The sequence below is a fragment of the Herminiimonas sp. Marseille-P9896 genome (assembly GCF_903993245.1).
Taxonomy (GTDB): Bacteria; Pseudomonadota; Gammaproteobacteria; order Burkholderiales; family Burkholderiaceae_D; genus Oxalicibacterium; species Oxalicibacterium contaminans.
Genome location: NZ_CAJEVT010000003.1, coordinates 611,434 through 631,279 on the forward strand (window position 1 = coordinate 611,434; position 19,846 = coordinate 631,279).

Here is a 19,846-nt window from a genome sequence, read left to right on the forward strand (position 1 = left end):
AAGCATAACTTGGCCACTTGGACAGCTTATGCTTTATTTCCCGATGGGCCACATTATGTTTTATTCAATAAATGTGATACCTCCGGTGATATTCCAATAATTAAAAAATCTGGGCGTAAAAAAACCGACCACTAAAGGTCGGTTTTTTTGTATTAGAAGAGATTGGTTTTAGGTTTGGCTGCTTTCGTTTGCACCGGTCTGTTGAAGATGCGCCTGAACTTCTTTCAGGACCTTGAATAAATTGGCGACCGGCGACAGAATTTCTTCTGGTACTCTCGCCACAATTTCTCGTCGTGTGACTGCTTTCCCTTCTGCCCATAAATCAAGACAAGCCACCTCAAGATACGGCCAAGCTGCAATAACTTTGGATTCTTGTCGTCGTTTCAAATAAGTTTTCCATCGTTCGCCTAATTGACGAGTGGTTTTATTTGCCCGCAAATAAAGCTGCCTTGCTTCCACATCCAGTCGGCGCGCTGCCTCCCGTGCGCTGATTGGTGTTGGTAAAAGCAGAAATTTAGAAAGTTGCTTCTCGATTTCCAGCCAATCTATCTCCCTTGGTGTCTTATGTGGTTTAGGGGCCGCGGACGATAGTTGCAAAACTAATTGCTCTTGTATCAGTGGCGGTTGCCAGTTACTTAGGTCGCCGGTGAGTAGTTGCGTGAGGCTAGTGCCGTGATGGGCAGCAATCTTCATGCTAATAGCTAATGTCGGAGTGCCATCTCCTTTGAACCAATGATGCACCGTACTTTTAGCAATTCCTATTCTGCGTGCAAAAGAAGCACTTTGCCCCTTGTGCATCTCAGTGATAATTCGTGTGATGGCTGCGAGATATGCGTTTCGACTCACCTCGACGGTCATGTTTTCTTGCGAGGCAAGCAATTCTCCGACTTGCCTTGCCCGCCACAATTCATCGGGTTCAATCGCAACATCAGCTTGGTATTCTTTTTCTTTCGCTAACGGCTCGCCGCAATGCGTACACCAGCCTGGGACAACGAAGGCGGCAGCGTGACGAACGTTGTCTTTTCCGCAGTGTTGGCAGTGGCGTGTCAAACGTTGGCCATGCCTGCTACATACCGAGACCTCTGCTGACTCCCATGCCAAACGGAAATATGGTTGTCGTCCGCATTCGATGTCTTCTGCAAAGCACGCGCTGCAGAATTGACCCCGTTTCACGATAGATAACCCGTTCTGCGCAATAACTTCTCGCCATGGCAAGAAGGTTAGTCTATCCAAACCTTGAACAGAGGTTAAAGCAGATAGTCCGGCCGACCAAGTCAATGCCGACTCCCGGATACCTGCGATTTGTCGTTCATGCCAATCAAAGTCCGCAGCGACTATTTGTTCGAAATATTCTGCAATCGTACGAGAAAGCACCAGAGTCGAAACACTATGGGATGCGGCCAAACGGCAAAAGTAGCTGACTATACTTTCAACTTCAGAAGTCCCTTTTCCGTATGGGACGAGTGCATGTAAAGTTGAGCGCGGATTGCGTTGAATTTGACTCATGCAACGCTCCTGCTAGGCCGGCGATTATTATGAAGATGCGAGCGCGGCATTGTTCTCGTTAATCCTGGATTGATGGCAGCTTCACCATCCATAATCTCCTCCAAAATTTGATGCCGTTGCGCCTCTGTCAAAAGTGCGCGTCGCAATGCATCAACTGACCAGCGTCCGTCCTTTTGAGCCAGTTTCGCTGCGCGGGTCAGTACGCAGCTCAAAGTGCCGACACAGCCTAGTGTATTTTCCAGAAGAGCTTCGGCATGTGGCATGAGCTGCTCGCCCCACAAGTCGGGGAGAGTGTTCTGGAATTTTTGAACGCAAGCCCGAAATGCGCGCAAGTCTTCTTCACTGTCTTGTCGATATCGCTCGAAATGCAGCACATGGGTGCGCCTGGCAAGCTGGCCGGACAGTGAAACCAGTTGGTACAGGTCATAAGCGCCGACCAAGACCATTTGAGTACCGCATTCGTTGGCAAGGGATTTCAGCGTGTCGAGCTGAATTCCCAGCCGACTCTGTCGCGTCTGGCGAATGATGTGAGCTGCTTCGTCAATCACCAAGAAACGTGTTTTTCGGGCGGTCAATGCTCTTTCGACTGCCGTACGCAATGCACTAAGGCTATTGCCCGTAGCTCCTCGCGGACGCACCATCTTTCCAGTTTCCGCATCGATGCCATATGCGGTCTTTGGCATGTTCAGGTCACCTTCAAGTTGTTGCAAAATCCGCTGGTAGAACAGTCGCCAAGAAAAATCATCTTCGCCGGAAGAAGGCGCTTGAACATACACCGCCGGTATTACTCCTGCATCTTGCTCCATCTCCGCAGCTGCCTTCTGCAGTGCATTGCTGACGATGTGGGTGGCTAATGTGCTTTTGCCCACACCAGTCGGACCGCAAACCAGCAGAATGCTATCTTGGCTTTCTGGATAAATGAGAGTTTCCAGTTCGTTCATCATCTGGCCAATGCGGGTATGTTTGATGCGTACGCCATTGAGTTTCTCTGGAGAGTCTGGCAGCGCCGACAGTTGCGATGGCGTGGTGTGGTTAGTTATTTTGGTCATGGAATTCATTCTAAAAATTATCAAAATCAGGTAAAAGGCTGGACTCTGTTGTATCGGGAAGCGTTATTGACAGCTTGGGCGTGACTGACCTGATTTCCGCAGGTGCAGCGGATTCGGAGGCGTCTTCTACAAGACAGGTTTTCATTGACTGAACAACTGGGTTAATGCTGCTCAGTTGTAGGTGGTTATAAAGGGCCTTGTTTTCTTGTTGACGGTCCATAGCGATTTGCATAGCTCCTTCAGGCTTAAAGACCTGCATGAATTCACGAAGTCGCTGCATAGCCTTCTCGTCGTCGTGATGCTCTTTGCTGTGTTTGCGGTATTCCTCGGTAAGGGCTTTTCGTTCTGTCTCCGTTAATTGACCCAGTTGCACCATGGCTCGGCATCGGGCGTGAACCCATTGGTTTTTTAAGCGCACGTATACCGATGAAGCGTCCCAAGGGTCATATCTCACTTGCAGGGTTTGACCTGCTATACGGTGGTCTCTGAATTCAGCATTCCAATAAAACATGTCGTTAACTTTGATTCCGTGTTGTCGATGCACCTTGCGCAGTCCACCGCGGTCAGCGGGAGGACAAGTTGCAATCAGAAAGTCTTGGTTGCAAAGTATTTGGCGTTGCGGACGAGCACCGCTATCCCTGATACCTTTGGCGTGTAGTTCAACTGGACTGCAGTCCAAAGCAGGATGGCGTTGCTGGTTGTAGTAGTCGAACGCCCAGAATTGCAGTCCGCAATACATCGATTCCAACGTCCATGTTGCAAATTTCTCTGGCAGGTGTGACCCAGAAAGAGACCTGACGTTTTTTGTCCCTTTTGTGTTGCCTGCTAGGTTGTGTACATATTCAGAGTGTGCGCGTCCAAACATCCGCTCAAGTACCGCGCCGTGGCGGGGCTGGCCAGCAGGACGAAACCGCAAGTGCACTCCCATTACCTGCAAAAACGATTCAAAGGCTTCGGACATAAAATCGCGACCGTTGTCCACCACGATGAATTCAGGTAGTCGCTCATGACGGTTCACAATGTCCCGCATGACCATCATTACTGACCGGTATGACGGTGGGTCATAGGTCAGATAGAAGGCAACGATGCGCCTCGTAAATGAATCGACTGCCAGTGAGAGCCAAGGTCTCCCGAGCGGCTTGTCGGAGCGGCTTGAAATGAGCTCTATATCAAGTTGTGTATGGTCGACGTGTATGTATTGAAATGGACGACTGCCATGCATTGGCGTGTCGTAGCGCAAAAAATCAGTCCATTCGCTGTTTTGGTAGGCCATCCGTTTTCCATGGCGAGTTCGCACGTCAGCTTCGGTTTGCTGCGTCTTGATGTAGTTAATCAATGTTGGATATGACGGCGCTTGAATGCCTATCGAATCGCACGCAACGCATAACTCCCTGTGACAGTTCTTGTAGTTCTTTGCTTCAGTCGTGCGCCATTTCGTCTCATAAATTTTATGCAACATGTCGACCTGTTCCGTGCTCAATCGCTCACTTCGATTGCCCCTTGCCGTGGTACGTGGGACAAGCGCTAAAACGTCGTTGGCACCGTTGGCGGTTGCTGCGCGTTGGCGCGCAAGCCAGCGGCGCATGGTGCGTTCGCTGACATGCTGCTGCTCAACATCATTTAAGATAGCTCGTCGGTGCAAGGCAGAATTCAGTGCTTCCTGAGAGTGACGTACCAAATCGAGGTCAGCGTGTGTTGCGGGGTTATCCATAACTATTTGGCCAGACTCAAAAGCATGGGTTAGCCAAGTGCGGGTGAGACTAAGAGTGGCTCCGTCTGCTTTGCGGCAGACGACGTCTTTCTCCCCGACCAGCGAAATTACCAATTGCTGTGATTCATAGTGAAAGCAGACTCCTTCTGCGATTTCGAAAACAAACCGTTCCTGACCAAGCGCGAGGGGGGCTTGTTGTTCCGCCCGTACGAAGTCACGGAATGTGGCATCCCGATAGAGCCGAGAGCGGCGCGGTTCTGAAAGCAGCTCATGGTCCAAGTCTGCGACGGCCAGGTTATCGGCGATTGCTTTGAACAAAGCATCGGCACTGAAGTTAAATGGTTGGGCGATTAGTTCTGCGATATGCAAGCAACCCTGCTGCGCCAGTATCGCGTTGAGACGGACAAGTTCCTGCTGGTCGCAAGGCGGGGCTGCGGAATGAAAGTAATCCGCCAGATGCAATAGGTTGTCTACGCGACGTCGAGGTAGGTCTAAGTCGCTGAAGATGCGATAGGCAATGCCCAGGTTGGCCAATTGCTTTTCAATTTGTGGTGAATACCATCTCCCGTCGCTGCCTTTTACAAAGCGGTAAGGGGTTTTTTCAGCTAGCCGCTCTAGCTTGCTTTCCGACTTCCATTCTTCCAGCGTAAATCCATCTTGGCGTATAACAAGAAAGTCGGGGAAATGAGTAATTCGTCGAATTTCGCCAGTAGCTGGGTCAATCAGCTCCAACTTCAATTCAGTGGGCTGCGCGTAGTACTCAAGCACTCGCGGGTCATACTCTCGCTCGATAGCAGCAGCGAACTCGATGTGACGACTCTCGGTGCGAATTTCGCACCCCATTTTATGACTTGCCAAAAGCGTAATGACGTTGCCACCGCGTGATTTGACGTCACGTACGGGAGCCTGCGTTCTTGCGTTTGTAACTAATACGCGGCCTGAGCGTGGTGTTTCCAGGCGGTCGAATAAGTCAACGAGTTGTGTTTTATCTAGCATCAGCATTCCCAATGAATTGGTTCCTGCTGACATATAGAAACGTAGTCAATGATGTTAAAAAGTCTGGGGACTGGGTGGCGATTTTAGGTTTTAAGATTCGATGTAATCGAACCTTAAAGTTATGGTGTGCCCATAGCAATCGGATAGCAGGTTCGCGTACGAACCATAATGCTGGGAAGCGTTGGTAGATGAAAAGGCGCCGCGCAAAGTCGATGCCAAAGAACTGCCAAGTAGGCTTAAAGAATTGGGAAAATATGAAACGCCAGAGCGGCTTAATCGAAAAGTTAATACTCGCCGTTTTGCTACAGCGCTTTCCTTCGCGTAATACCCAACATTTGAAATAGGGGCTTTGAGGTTGAGCGTAGTTAGCTGAAAACGACCACGCCAACTTTAAGGCACAGCGACTTAGTCTGCCTGATATCTCTTTAGATAGTGCGGCCTGTTTAGGGCAGCATATAAAGCGCTTATCCATCGATTCTCCATTGTGAACCCTCTCACAAATAGCGAATCGACTTGCTGATGGTGTCAGCAAAGCAGTAAAACTAATTAGTTTTCTAGCATTTGGTCATAGACCTGAAAAGTAGGTTATCTAGCATTTGGGTAATTGGCAAGACCCATGGCAATTTTCTCGACCGCCCCAACCGCACAGGCTTTACTATTGCATGAGGCGAATATATGGCCTCTTAGAGACGCAACATGCATAATGCAAATTACTTAATAACAACTTTTAAGCGGCTCAATGCTCGACGATATCAAAAAAACACTATGGGCGACTGCCGACAAGTTACGCGCCAATATGGACGCGGCGGAATACAAACACCTTGTCCTCGGTCTAATTTTTCTTAAATACATCTCCAACACTTTTTCAGCCCGTCAGGCGGAGCTGGCTTTACGCTTTGCTGACGAGTCGGATGAGTTCTTTCTGCCAGATGCCAGTCCCGAGTTAATTGTGGAAGAGCTGGAAGACCGCGATTACTACAAGGCCGCCAACGTTTTCTGGGTGGCCGAAGGCGCCCGATGGGAAGCCTTGCGTGCAGCGGCCAAGCAACCAGACATCGGCAAACGCATAGACGATGCCCTAACCGTAATCGAGGGCGAGAACCCCAAGCTTAAAGGCATCCTAGACAAGCGCTACGCCCGAGCGCAACTGCCAGATGGCAAGCTGGGCGAGTTGGTGGATTTGGTGTCCACTATCGGCTTTGGCACTAACGCATCGGAAGCGCGCGATGTATTGGGGCAGGTGTACGAATATTTCCTAGGCATGTTCGCCAGCGCGGAGGGTAAGCGCGGCGGCCAGTTCTATACGCCTGCCAGTATTGTTAAAACCTTGGTTGCTGTCCTGGCACCGCATCATGGACAGGTGTATGACCCTTGCTGTGGTTCAGGCGGGATGTTCGTGCAATCCGAGAAATTTATCGAAGCCCACGGTGGCAAGCTGGGTGACGTGTCCATCTACGGCCAGGAGGCCAACCCGACCACGTGGCGCTTGGCAGCAATGAACTTGGCGATTCGCGGCATCGACTTCAATCTGGGCCGCGAACCCGGCGACACCTTCGTCAAGAACCAGCATCCTGACCTGAGGGCAGACTTCATTCTGGCTAACCCACCATTCAATATCAGCGACTGGTGGCACGGTAGCCTAGAAGGCGACCCGCGCTGGGTCTACGGTGACCCACCAAAAGGCAATGCCAACTACGCATGGTTGCAGCACATGTTGCATCACCTTAAGCAAAATGGCCGTGCTGGTATCGTGCTGTCCAATGGCTCGATGAGTTCGAGTCAGAACAATGAGGGCGTCATCCGTGCTGCCATGGTCGATGCTGACGTGGTGGAGGTGATGATTGCCTTGCCAGGCCAGTTATTCTTCAACACACAGATTCCTGCATGTCTATGGTTCTTGACCAAGCAGAAGAAGCGTAAGGGTGAAGTGTTGTTCATAGATGCACGCAAGCAGGGCAAGATGATTTCTCGCGTACAGACCGAGTTGGACGACGATGCAATTAAATATATTGCAGATACGGTCGCGGCATGGCGTGGCGAGGTGGATGCTGGAGCGACCGTCGTCGAATATCAGGATGTACCGGGCTTTTGTCGTAGTGTGCCTTTAGTTGAAATTGCCCAGCATGGGCATGTGCTGACCCCCGGGCGCTATGTGGGCGCCGAAGAGGTCGAGGATGATGACGAAGTCTTTGCTGACAAGATGCAAAAGCTTACGGAAAAGCTGGGCGAGCAGATGGCAAAGGGTGCCGAGTTAGATGCGTCGATTCGGGAGAAGCTGGGGGGGCTGGGTTATGAGTTCTGAATGGCCGGTTCTTGCGTTAGAAGAGTGTTTGGATGCATTGATTGACTATCGTGGAAAAACACCAGAAAAAACAAACTCTGGTATTCCTCTGATTACAGCAAAAATCATCAAAGCGGGACGAATTGAAACACCGACCGAGTTCATTGCGGTAAATAACTATGATTCATGGATGCGACGAGGTATTCCGAAGGCTGGCGATGTGGTTCTTACAGTAGAGGCTCCATTGGGCGAAGTCGCTCAACTCGGTTTGGAAAAAATAGCGCTAGCTCAACGTGTCGTGACGTTGCGTGGTAAAGCGGGATTACTTGACAGTACATACCTGCTATACCTGCTGCAGTCAGAAGAGACCCAAGGCCAACTGAGGTCTAGGGCCACTGGGACGACTGTTCTTGGTATCAAACAAAGCGAGTTGCGTAAGGTACTAATTAAAGTCCCGCCTCTTGAAGTTCAGTTGGGTGCGGCGCAAATTTTAAAGACACTAGACGACCGCATTACCCTCCTGCGCGAAGCCAACGTCACCCTCGAAGCCATCGCCCAAGCACTGTTCAAATCTTGGTTTATCGATTTTGACCCCGTGCACGCCAAGATGGAAGGTCGCGTCCCCGAAGGCATGGACGAGGCCAAGGCGGCGCTATTTCCGGATGGGTTTGAAGAGTCTGAACTGGGCTTGGTTCCTAATGGGTGGCGGGTTGTCACGTTGGGGGAGATTTGCGCTGTAACCATAGGAGGTCTTTGGGGAAAGGATACAAAAGAAGATGATGACTTGGTGCCGGTTATTAGTTTGAGAGGTGTTGACCTTGAAAATCTTCGGTCTCTTGGCTTTGCGAAAGATGCTCCTTTGAGGTGGGTAAAGCCATCAGCAATGGAAAAACGTCGTGTTTGCGATAAGGAGGTTCTTATTGCATCCTCTGGTGCGGGACCATGCGGCCGGCCTCTGTGGGCTGGAACCTCTTTTGAGTCGATATATGGTATGCCAGTGATTTTTTCGAATTTTGTGAAACGCCTAGATTGCGGTAATTCTGCCAAAGCCATTTACGTCGACCGCTTGCTGGCAGAGATGCGCAATAGTAAAGAAATCTGGAACTACATTAATGGAACGTCGATTCCAAATCTTGACGATAAACGACTGTTAGCGTCCAAGCTTATCGTTTTGCCAAGCGATGCGATTCTGTCCGCTTTTGAACATATTGCTCGCGCAATTTATTCAAGACTGTATTCAGAACAATCTCAAACTCTTGCTACCCTACGCGATACGCTATTGCATAGGCTAGTTTCCGGCCAACTGCGCCTTCCAGAAGCAATGGAAGCACTTGAAGCAATTTAAAATTAAAAAAGACATCAGGGAGTGATGCCAGCATGACCGAAGACCAATTAGAACAAGAAGCGCTGAGTTGGCTGCAGAATGTCGGCTACACGCTTCGCTATGGGCCGGATATTGCGCATGACGGTCTTACGCCGCAACGTACAGGTTATCGTCAAGTCATCTTGCCTTATCGTTTGTGTGAAGCTATTCAGCGGCTGAATTCCGACATTCCAGCCGCTGCACAAGAAGATGCCTTGCAACGGATGATGGACTTGGGTATCCCTTCGCTATTGTCCGCTAACCGCGCTTTTCATAAGCTGCTGGTGGGTGGGATACCAGTGCAATATCAAAAGGATGGCGAAACTCGAGGAGATTTTGTGCGCTTGGTCGATTGGTCCGACGTCACCCGCAACGAGTTCTGGGCAGTTAATCAGTTCAGCATTAAGGGACCGCATCACACACGTCGGCCGGATATTATTCTTTTCATTAACGGCTTGCCTTTGGTGCTATTGGAACTTAAAAATCCTGCCGATGAGACGGCGGACATCTGGAAAGCGCACGACCAGATTCAAACGTATAAAGAACAGGTTCCCGACGTTTTTCAGTACAACGAGATACTGGTCATTTCAGACGGTTCGGATGCGCGCTTGGGTTCTTTGTCGGCAGATGCCGAGCGCTTCATGCAATGGCGCACCATCGATGGCATCAACATAGACCCATTGGGTGAGTTCAATGAGCTAGAAACTTTGGTGCGGGGCGTGCTGGCGCCGCAGTATTTGCTGGATTACCTGCGTTACTTCGTGTTGTTCGAGGATGACGGCAGGCTAGTCAAAAAAATCGCTGGCTACCATCAGTTCCACGCGGTGCGTGCAGCTATCGAGCAAGTGGTAGCGTCATCGCGAGTCGATACACCAGCCAACATCCAAGGGAGGGGTGGTGTCGTCTGGCACACCCAAGGTAGTGGTAAGAGCATCACCATGACCTGCTTTGCGGCGCGGGTCATGCAAGACACGGCGATGGAGAATCCCACCATCGTAGTCATCACCGACCGCAATGACCTGGATGGCCAGCTGTTTGGCGTGTTCAGCCTGGCGCAAGACCTGTTGCGTGAGCAGCCAGCGCAGGCACATACCCGTCAAGAATTGCGCCAGTTGCTGACTAACCGTCCATCGGGCGGGATTATTTTTGCGACCATCCAGAAGTTTATGCCTGGCGAGGACGAAGACATATTTCCCGTCTTGTCTGACCGGCGCAACATTGTGGTCATAGCCGATGAAGCGCACCGTACCCAGTACGGTTTTGAAGCCAAGCTCAAAGGTAAGCCAGGCGAAGAAACCTACAAAGTCGGGTACGCCCAGAATCTGCGCGATGCCTTGCCGCAGGCCACATTCGTGGCTTTCACTGGCACACCGGTTAGTAGCGTAGACCGAGACACGCGCGCCGTCTTTGGCAACTACATCCATGTCTACGACATGCAGCAGGCAAAGGAAGACGGTGCCACGGTCGCCATCTACTATGAATCCCGTCTGGCTAAGTTGAGATTAAAAGAGGCTGACCTCTCCGTCCTTGACGACGAAGTCGATGAATTGACGGAGGATGAGGAAGAAGGCACACAAGCACAACTCAAAAGTCGCTGGGCTGCTTTGGAAAAGGTGGTTGGTGCCGAGCCTCGCGTTGCTAGCGTTGCGGCAGACTTGGTAGCGCACTTCGAAGAGCGTAATAAAGCACAAGACGGCAAAGCCATGGTCGTGGCGATGAGCCGTGATATATGCGTGCATCTCTACAACGAAATTATCAAGCTACGTCCTGAATGGCATGACACTGACCCCGAGAAGGGCATAGTCAAAATTGTCATGACAGGTAGCGCCAGCGACAAAGCCCTCTTGCGCCCGCATATCTACAGCAACCAGGTAAAGAAACGACTGGAGAAGCGCTTCAAGGATGCTAGCGACCCAATGCGTCTGGTTATCGTGCGCGATATGTGGCTGACCGGATTTGATGCCCCATGCGTGCATACCATGTACGTAGACAAGCCGATGAAGGGACACAACCTGATGCAGGCAATTGCCCGTGTCAACCGCGTGTTCAAGGATAAGCAAGGCGGCTTGGTAGTTGACTACATTGGCATTGGCAATGAACTCAAAGCTGCCATGAAGGAATACACCGCCAGCAAAGGTCGTGGCAAGCCGACCGTTGATGCGCATGAAGCGCTGTCAGTTTTGCTGGAGAAGCTCGATGTGCTACGAGCCATGCTGCATGGTTTTGACTATTCGAGTTTTAAGTCTGGAGGACACAAGACTTTGGCTGGAGCGGCTAACCATGTTCTTGGCATTAAGTCAGAAAGCAAGGACAACAAGCGCGATGGCAAAAAACGCTTTGCCGACACAGCACTTGCGTTGAGCAAAGCCTTCAGCCTTTGCTGCACTTTGGATGAAGCGAAAGCGCTGCGCGAAGAAGTCGCCTTTATGCAGGCGGTCAAGGTCATCCTGACCAAGCGCGATATCAGTAATCAGAAAAAGACTGATGAGCAGAGGGATGCCGCTATTCGGCAAATCATCAACCAAGCCGTCGTGAGTGACAGTGTTGTCGACATTTTCGATGCCGTCGGTTTGGAGAAACCAAATATTGGCCTGCTGGACGAAGAGTTTCTGGCTCAGGTTCAAAAACTACCTGAGAGAAACTTGGCAGTTGAGCTGTTAGAGCGACTGTTGGAAGGTGAAATCAAAAGTAAGTTCGCCAGCAACCTAATTCAGCAGAAGAAATTTTCCGAATTGCTAACCGGCGTTATTACGCGCTACCAGAACCGTAGCATTGAAACTGCGCAGGTGATGGAAGAGCTGGTCGAGATGGCAAAGAAGTTCAAGGAAGCAGCGAATCGTGGTGAGCAATTAGGGTTGACCGACGATGAGGTGAAGTTCTATGACGCCCTGGTCAACAATGAATCAGCCGTGAAAGAATTGACAGATGAAACGTTGAAGAAGATTGCACATGAACTGACAGAGAATCTGCGTAAAAACATCACGGTCGATTGGTCGCAGCGGGAAAGCGTACGTGCCAGTTTGCGGCTGATGGTTAAGCGTATTTTGCGTAAATACAAATATCCGCCAGACATGGCAGACAACGCGGTTGAATTGGTACTACAGCAGGCTGAGGCGCTCGGAGAGACGTGGGCCTAACTAAATGAAAGTTTATTTGAATGAAGACTAATAAAAAACCTTGGCCATTAAGCACACTGTCCAACGCTAGGGGCATTAGGCAACGTATTGATACCAATCCAGACTTTCAACGTCCCGCAGTATGGTCTAAAGCGCAAAAGCAATTGTTGATTGACAGTATCCTGCGCGAGTACGACATCCCTAAAATGTACTGGCGCAAAATCGATGAAAAACCTGACCGCTACGATGTCGTTGATGGGCAACAGCGGTTAAGAGCAATTTGGAGTTTCGTCGATGGAGAGTTTGATATCCCGAAGGACGCTGAAATGGTGGACGGTTTGCCGGTAGCGGGATGTGGGTATGCAACGCTACCCGACGACCTTCGGGTTCGATTTGACCAGTACTCTTTAGACGTCGTGGTCTTGGAGGATACGGACGAAGAGGAAGTGCGTGAAATGTTCTTGCGTTTGCAGAATGGCACTTCGTTAAAAGCGCAGGAAAAGCGAAATGCTATGCCTGGTGAAATGAGACAGTTCGTGAAGTCACTGACTGAACAACAGATTTTTCAAAAAGTCGGCTTTACAAATGCACGCTTTACATTTGACCACGTGGCCGCTCAGTTGGTATGTCTTGAGAAGGCTGGTGAGCCTATAAACGTAAAGGATGCAGATTTAAACCGTATGTATCGGGACAACCGACAATTTGATGTTCAAGGGAAAATTGCAAAGGGCGTTCTGCGTACTTTGAACCTGCTAGCAGAGGTTTTTACTGATAAAACCCCCGAACTTGAACGTTACAACGTCGTCTCTCTTTACTGCGTTTTTTCTGAATTACAGAGATTGTACGCGGTGAATGAAGTGAAGCAAGAGTTGCGGACTTGGTTCTTGGATTTCGAGAGTCGACGACGTAACCAAGAAAACTTGGATGAGGACCAAATAGCACCTGAATGGTTAGCCTACAAAGAAAAGATAAGTCACAGCACGGATTCACAAGATTCAATTAAATTTCGGATGGATTTCTTACTAAGAGATTTACTTGCCCGTTTTCCAAATCTCTCTTTAAAAGATAATCAACGTGATTTTACTCATAATCAGAGACTTGCCGTCTTTCGGCGGGACCAGCAAATATGCCAAGTGCGTCTTAATTGTTCAGGCATAAGAGTCGAGTGGGATGATTGGCACTGTGACCATAAGACCGCTTGGAACAACGGGGGACGTACTACTGTACAAAATGGACAGGTAAGCTGCCCTGCATGTAATTGGGCGAAAGGCGGAAGTTGAAAGTGGCAACAAATAAATTCTGGAAAGATGACTTTAATCCCAATGATTACGACGACATCAAATCAGCTGAGGTTGAGCGAGAAAGATTGAGGCAGGAAAACTCGACCACCAACTGGATTTACGTCGGAACGGACATTCGCCATTTTGACGAAGCAAAAATTGGGTTAACCAGTGGCGCCCTCGGTACCAGAGCAAGCAGCAGCCAGAACCCGCACTTTACATTGCTATGCGCATTCAAGGTGAAGGACGGTATCACTCCCTTAAAGCTCGCAGAGATTGAAGAATCTGTCAAAACAATGCTTTGTGGCCGTTATGAGGCCATTCCTCATTATGGCTCCAGATGGAATTCAGAGTGGTTTCGTGTCAGCCCGCAAGAAATGCGCGAAGTGGTGCAGCATTTTCTTTACGACAATTACAATTGGTATATGTACTCCTATTACTGTCATGAACGTGACGAGGGCGTTATTAACGGTTGGGAAAACACGCGATTGATTAATGGCGGAGACAATCTCCGTTATGGCCCGCGAGATTTGAGCACCCGACCGATTGCATTCGAGTGCCTTACGTTTCCTGGCTGTGGCGAAGATTGTGATTGCTGGTGATTCATTGAGCGCTTTATTGCTCATAACATCCAGTTTTTAAGTTCAACTTCGAACGCCAGCAATCCCATATTTATGGGATTAGTTTCCTGATAACAAACAAGTACATTGCGCGTTGGCATTTAATTTTGGCAACGAACATGGCCTTACTCTCATTTCAAGAAGCTCTCTTCGATTCGGCAGGATTTACAAGACGCCATCTGCTGTTGGGCAATGGTTTTAGCATTGCGTGCCGGCCGGATATTTTCGCTTACGGAAAACTCTACGAGGAGGCAGACTTTTCAAAGTTGTCTCCAACCGTCAAAAAGGCATTTGAGGCCCTAAGTACGCAAGATTTCGAACGAGTTATCAAAGCTCTACGAGATGCGAAAGCAATCTTGGCCGCGTACGGTGGAACTCCTGCATTGCTCAAGACCCTAGAAGACGATGCAAACGGGCTGCGAGAGCTTCTTGTTCAAACGATTGCCTCATCTCATCCAGCTTGGCCTGGTGAGTTGACTGAGTTGGAATACACGTCATGTCGAAAATTTTTAGCAAACTTTGACTCAACGTATACGTTCAACTACGACTTGCTGCTGTACTGGGTTCAAATGCACACGCCGGAGGGTGTTGAGCCAGATTCGGATGATGGATTCCGGAAATCTGAAGAAAATTTCGATGCCGAATATGTTGTTTGGGAGCCAGGTCAAAGCCACGAGCAAAACATGCACTTCTTGCATGGTGCGCTTCATGTCTTTGATGCAGAGACTGAAATTCAGAAGTACACCTGGAGCAATACTGGGGTGCGGTTAATTGACCAAATTCGCAACGCCTTAAACAAAGACTACTATCCACTTTTCGTATCGGAAGGGACGAGCGCAGAGAAATATGCGCGAATCAGACACAACGATTATTTAGCGAAGGCCTATAGGAGCTTTAGTGAAATTCGTGGTGCTCTATTTGTATACGGTCATTCGCTCGCGGCAAATGATGAACATTATTTGAAGAGAATCGAGAAAGGGAAGATTGAGCACCTTTACATCGGTTTGTATGGTGACTTCAATTCACCAGATAATAAGAACATTGTACGTCGAGCTGAGAAAATGACTAACGCTCGTCGCGGGAAAATACCCTTAAGCGTCACGTATTTCGACTCATCAACTGCAAAAGTCTGGGGCAAGTAATCTTACTTATTTCGTGCTGTTGATTGACTTGGCTACGGTCTTTTCGGAGGAGATGGGCTGATTTCATGCGCTTCTTTACAGGAGCGCCTCTTTTCTGCATTGTCGTAATCATTTTGGATTTTCTACAGCGTACAGTGCGTCGGTTACAGGCTAGGAGTAGCCATTCATATAGGCCATTCCATACCGGTTCGAGCGATGCTGAATCGGCGTTAAGGCTAATTGATTAATGCGACCGTTGTCATTGAAGAATATCTGTAAGAATGACTGTATCGACACTTGGCGCTTTTATAATGCGCAAATAATCATCAGAATAACTGAGGGAGACAATGTCACGTATTCGTCGACTTGAAATTCGCAATTTTCGTTCGATACAGCAACTCGATTGGGCTCCTTCCAATGGATTGAACTGTCTTATTGGCCCGGGTGATAGCGGCAAGTCAACCATCCTCGACGCCATCGACTACTGTCTTGGCGCGCGGAGAAGCGCACCATTTGGCGATACAGACTTCTTCAATCTGGACGTCAGTCGTACTATCGGGATTGCGGTCACTCTAGGTGCGCTACCCGACGCGCTGAAGAATATTGACACCTATGGAGATTTCCTGCGCGGATTCAACCTTGTTACTGGGGTAATTGAAGATGAACCGGGCTCAGGCTTAGAAACGGTTCTGACACTAAAACTCGAAGTCAAGGATGACCTCGAGCCAAGATGGACACTGTATTCCGAGCGAGCTGCCCAGCAACAATTGGAGCGGTCTCTGGCTTGGAAGGACCGCAACCTGCTGGCTCCTGCCCGTATTGGTACATATGCGAACACGAGCCTTTCATGGGCAAGGGGCTCGGTTTTAAACAGGCTCACTGAGGAACGAGCGAATCTGGGCTCGGAACTCGCTGGTGCAGCCCGTGCTGCACGTGCTACTTTTGGCGCTCAGGCTGGTCCTCAGTTCGCACAGACGTTACAAGCTGTCACTCAAACAGCAATCGGCTTGGGCATTGCTGTTGGTGCGAGCACTCAGGCGCTGCTCGATGCTCACTCGGTGTCAATTGGTGATGGTGCTATCGCGCTCCATAGCGAGGCCGGTATTCCATTGCGGTCGCTGGGCACTGGTTCGGGACGACTTCTTGTGGCCGGACTGCAAAGGGCTGCGGCTGCGGCTGCCACCGTCGCCTTAGTGGACGAAGTCGAATATGGACTTGAGCCACACCGACTCATGCGACTGCTCGATTCACTTGGTGCGAAAGATGCGGCCGAGCCGCTGCAGGTTTTTATGACCACTCATTCACCTGTTTCGCTCAGAGAGCTCTCTGGCAGTCAGCTTTATGTCGTGCGTCAGCATGCAGGCAATCATAAAATCACATGTGCGGGTACTGACGACGGTATCCAAGGCACTATACGAAAATCAGCCGAGGCTTTTCTAGCCAAGTCCATCATCGTCTGCGAAGGTGCCAGCGAGGTCGGATTTGCTCGCGGGATGGACCAGTGGTGGGTCCAATGTGGTGCTACATCGTTCTTGGCCCATGGAGGCTCATACGTGGATGCCAGCGGAGGAAGCCCCGACCAGTGTTTCATGCGAGGAGAAGCATTTCTCAAGTTGGGCTATCGCGTTCTTGTTTTCATCGATGCTGATAAGCCGGTTACAACTGTCGGACTGGTCGATAGATTCGTAGCGGCCGGAGGCCAGTACCTCACGTGGAGTCAAGGCTTGGCACTTGAGGACGAGCTATTCCGCCACTTAAGCAACGATGCGGTGCACGCACTGTTGAATAAGGCGGATGAGATGATTGGCCGCGAGCTCATGGCTGAGCACGTCAGGTCGAAGTCGAACGGAGAAGTAACCTTGGATGCCATAGAGGCCGAACGGCAGAATGGCGGCTATACAGCTGCGAGCCGAGCATTGCTCGGAATGGCCGCTCGCAACAATAAAAACGGCTGGTTTAAGTCAGTGAGCGGTTTTCAAGAAGTTGCCAAGGACATCGTTGGCCCTAATATCGCGAATGCGCAGCCGGGCTTTATCAATATTACAAATCAGCTCTATGGGTGGACGAGTGCCGCCGCCTGAAATCGACATCTTTCAAGCGCGTCTAGGCTCAATTACCGCCCCTGCAGGATGCGGCAAGACTCAGCTCATCGCAGATGCGCTCAGTCAGCACACTGAAATTAAGCCAGTCTTGGTACTTACGCACACCAATGCTGGAGTTACGGCGCTACGTGCCAGACTCCAGCGTGGCGGCGTCCCAAATTCAGCATTCAGAGTATCAACCATAGATGGTTTCGCGATGCGGTTAGCGGCAAAATTTCCGCTTCGTACGGGGCTCAACGCGCGTGTTCTCGAGTTGGCCAACCCGAACGCTGATTACCCAGCCATCCGAGTCGCTGTGCAAGGGCTCCTGCGGGCAGGCCATATCAGTGACCCCATCGCAGCGACTTATTCGCGCTTGCTGGTGGACGAGTATCAGGATTGCAATACCGCACAGCACGCTATGGTCTGTTCTATCGCCCAAACGCTGCCCACTTGTATTTTTGGTGACCCGATGCAGGCGATATTCGGCTTTCGGGACCCGCTGGTTCAATGGACGCATGAGGCTCAGGCTTCGTTCCCGCCCATCGGCGAGCTGCAGACTCCTTGGCGATGGCGGCTTGCAGGTATGGATGCACTAGGTGCCTGGCTACTCCAAGCTCGTGCATCACTGCAGGCGGGCCAACCTGTGGACCTGCGTGAAGCGCCAGAGGGCGTCCAGTGGGTTCAACTAACCCAAGGCATGGAAGTGCAACAGAGAATGGTAGCCGCCCGGACGGAGGCACCAAACCGAGACGGCCGTGTTCTAGTGATTGGCGACTCCATGAACGCCAATGGTCGCCATCAACTCGCTATGCATACCCCGGGTGCCACCTGCGTCGAGGCAGTCGACTTGAGGGACCTAGTGAATTTTGCTCGTCAATTCGACTTGGGGGGAGTTAACGCACTAAGACAGGTCGCAGAGTTCGCGACTTCACTGATGACCTCGGTTGGAACTGCAAACTTGCTCACAAGAGTAAATACGATACGAAGTGGCCGCTCCCGAACGCCCCCCACGTCTGCAGAAGCCGCAGCCGTGGCGTTCGTCGCGGCACCTAGCTACACCACCTCGATTGACCTGTTCCAGTCTCTTTCGAACCAACCGGGTGCACGTGTCTACCGACCCGAAGTGCTGCACTGTTGTATCTCAGCGCTGAGAGCAGCCGGGGGGGACGGTGGGTTCATTGGCGCCGCCATGCAGGCCCGCGAGCGAAACCGCCATCTGGGGCGGCCGTTAGGCCGGCGCGCCGTTGGAAGCACGCTTCTTCTGAAAGGGTTGGAAGCTGACGTCGCGGTCATTCTTGAGCCCGAGCGCATGACTGCGCAGCACCTGTATGTGGCTCTAACGAGAGGTGCAAGGCGAGTCGTGGTTTGCTCGGCAACGCCTTTGCTTACTCCTGCCATGGGCCGCTAGCGAAAGCGCACTAAAAGATGAGTCCATGGTTTTGCAAGACGGACGGTGATGTAGCAACTGTTTTGGGCAAACCTTCCCGCGATTTTTCCATCTTTGTCTCAGAGATGGCTAAGGCTGGGACTTTGGGGGAGGGCAAGCCTAGCCCAGTGATATCTCTAATTCCAAGCCCTTAGTTACACATGGCACCACAAGGAGTGTTCGCTTAGGGTCGGAAGCAGGCGTCTGCTATCGGCCAGAAGCGGATATCCATTTATCGTTGGGATTCATGGTGTGGGCGTTGGTCGCCAGCATTAGAATCGGGTTTCATGGCATTGTTAGCTATGAAGCTACGGTTATGTAAAAGAACTTTAATTAGCGTTGGTGGCTAAGGCTTAAACCAAAGCTGGTCAATAATTTACGGAATATTATGAATATGCCTGAAAATTTTTTGCGGCTTACTCAAGTTCTACGAGATGGCATTGATGCATCTAATCTAGAAATGTGGGAAAAAGTTCAAGGAATAGAAGTGTTGGACAGCTTGGACTTTTTGTTTCGTTCTGGGCTTGCAACTAAAGCCGTTACAACTGTTCTTTTGGACACTTTGCCGCCACTTCCAAACAATGCGGCGACGGCATTTGCGTTGACAGGTTACGTCTACTTAACAACGCAGAATTCAACGACAGAGTCCAAACAGAAATAAGTTATATGTCCGCTTTCGGCCAATAGCGGACGTTCAATTGTTTCGGCCCCATATTCATGGGATGTTTGCGAGTAAGCAACTCGGCAATACTCCATGCCTAGTCGAAAATATGCAAATGCACCTTTGATTCAGATAAATGGAAACTGCATGCAAAGCAAAAAGATATTTTTCACCATATTGCAGGTAATTGCATTGGCCTTAGGTAACTTGCGATGAAATTGCGAATAGTAGTAATTAGTAGTGGATTTACTAATTAGTAAATCCACTACTAATTCTTATTAGGTTTCCCATCGTTCAGGGCTAAATGTTCTTGCCAGACTGAATCGCTTACGTCACTCCATATTTCTATCGACCGTTGTTGCGTCCACCGACTCCAAACATAATTCCCATCTAAATTATGTCCTGAGCCGCCGCTGAGTAAATAAATGCGGCCTGAATTTGTAGTCGCACGTAAGTTTTTTAAATCTAACTCGGTTACGGTCGAGCTAACTCTTCCTTCACGGTTTTCCATGCAATACCCTATTAGGTGACGTTTACCATCGGGTAGTTCGAGGACCTGCCAAGAACAAAGTGTAAGCGTGTTCTGTTCTTCGACGGAACGTGTAGGCCAGATAGTCATTTGCTTCTCCTTT

At 50.1% G+C, this 19,846-nt stretch carries 13 protein-coding genes; 10 read left to right on the forward strand and 3 right to left on the reverse strand.

Annotation, left to right across the window (positions count from 1 at the left end; translation table 11 throughout):
• Nucleotides 1-168: 168 nt before the first annotated feature.
• Genes H7U06_RS13145 through H7U06_RS13155 form a run of 3 tightly spaced genes read right to left on the reverse strand, consistent with a single transcriptional unit; the run spans nucleotide 169 to nucleotide 5,262 of the window.
• Nucleotides 169-1,506 (reverse strand): TniQ family protein, encoded by a 1,338-nt coding sequence (locus H7U06_RS13145; RefSeq protein WP_175626580.1) that lies wholly within the window; start codon nucleotides 1,504-1,506, stop codon nucleotides 169-171.
• Nucleotides 1,503-2,555, reverse strand: coding sequence for an AAA family ATPase (locus H7U06_RS13150; protein WP_175626581.1), 1,053 nt, complete (start codon nucleotides 2,553-2,555; stop codon nucleotides 1,503-1,505). Before H7U06_RS13150 ends, H7U06_RS13145 begins: the two co-directional genes overlap by 4 nt.
• A gap of 10 nt (nucleotides 2,556-2,565) precedes the next feature.
• The gene (locus tag H7U06_RS13155) at nucleotides 2,566-5,262 is read right to left on the reverse strand and encodes a Mu transposase C-terminal domain-containing protein (protein WP_175626582.1); all 2,697 of its coding nucleotides are present in this window, start codon (nucleotides 5,260-5,262) and stop codon (nucleotides 2,566-2,568) included.
• 181 nt (nucleotides 5,263-5,443) lie between these two features.
• Here H7U06_RS13155 and H7U06_RS16395 point away from each other — a divergent pair, with 181 nt between their 5' ends.
• The 10 genes from H7U06_RS16395 (at nucleotide 5,444) to H7U06_RS13200 (ending at nucleotide 19,214) form a co-directional block, all read left to right on the forward strand.
• A complete protein-coding gene (locus H7U06_RS16395) occupies nucleotides 5,444-5,587 on the forward strand; it encodes a DUF6471 domain-containing protein (RefSeq protein ID WP_220789137.1) in 144 nt (47 codons plus the stop codon).
• A gap of 414 nt (nucleotides 5,588-6,001) precedes the next feature.
• Nucleotides 6,002-7,564 (forward strand): class I SAM-dependent DNA methyltransferase, encoded by a 1,563-nt coding sequence (locus H7U06_RS13160; protein ID WP_175626583.1) that lies wholly within the window; start codon nucleotides 6,002-6,004, stop codon nucleotides 7,562-7,564.
• Nucleotides 7,554-8,888 carry a restriction endonuclease subunit S gene (locus tag H7U06_RS13165; RefSeq protein ID WP_175626584.1) on the forward strand — a complete coding sequence of 445 codons (1,335 nt, stop codon included), beginning with the start codon at nucleotides 7,554-7,556 and terminating at the stop codon, nucleotides 8,886-8,888. Before H7U06_RS13160 ends, H7U06_RS13165 begins: the two co-directional genes overlap by 11 nt.
• Nucleotides 8,889-8,920: 32 nt before the next feature.
• Nucleotides 8,921-12,043, forward strand: coding sequence for a type I restriction endonuclease subunit R (locus H7U06_RS13170; RefSeq protein ID WP_175626585.1), 3,123 nt, complete (start codon nucleotides 8,921-8,923; stop codon nucleotides 12,041-12,043).
• A 20-nt stretch (nucleotides 12,044-12,063) separates the two neighbouring features.
• Nucleotides 12,064-13,302: a DUF262 domain-containing protein gene (locus H7U06_RS13175; RefSeq protein ID WP_175626864.1), complete on the forward strand. Its 1,239-nt coding sequence runs from the start codon at nucleotides 12,064-12,066 to the stop codon at nucleotides 13,300-13,302.
• A gap of 2 nt (nucleotides 13,303-13,304) precedes the next feature.
• Nucleotides 13,305-13,904 carry a GIY-YIG nuclease family protein gene (locus H7U06_RS13180; protein WP_175626586.1) on the forward strand — a complete coding sequence of 200 codons (600 nt, stop codon included), beginning with the start codon at nucleotides 13,305-13,307 and terminating at the stop codon, nucleotides 13,902-13,904.
• Between the two features lie 137 nt (nucleotides 13,905-14,041).
• Complete coding sequence (locus tag H7U06_RS13185) at nucleotides 14,042-15,064, forward strand: DUF4917 family protein (RefSeq protein WP_175626587.1); 1,023 nt, start codon at nucleotides 14,042-14,044, stop codon at nucleotides 15,062-15,064.
• Between the two features lie 326 nt (nucleotides 15,065-15,390).
• Nucleotides 15,391-17,124: an ATP-dependent endonuclease gene (locus H7U06_RS13190; protein WP_175626588.1), complete on the forward strand. Its 1,734-nt coding sequence runs from the start codon at nucleotides 15,391-15,393 to the stop codon at nucleotides 17,122-17,124.
• A complete protein-coding gene (locus H7U06_RS13195; RefSeq protein ID WP_175626589.1) occupies nucleotides 17,099-18,535 on the forward strand; it encodes a UvrD-helicase domain-containing protein in 1,437 nt (478 codons plus the stop codon). The genes H7U06_RS13190 and H7U06_RS13195 overlap by 26 nt, the downstream gene beginning before the upstream one ends.
• Before the next feature lie 406 nt (nucleotides 18,536-18,941).
• Nucleotides 18,942-19,214, forward strand: a complete 273-nt coding sequence (locus H7U06_RS13200; protein ID WP_175626590.1) for a hypothetical protein — start codon at nucleotides 18,942-18,944, stop codon at nucleotides 19,212-19,214.
• The last annotated feature ends 632 nt before the right edge of the window (nucleotides 19,215-19,846 follow it).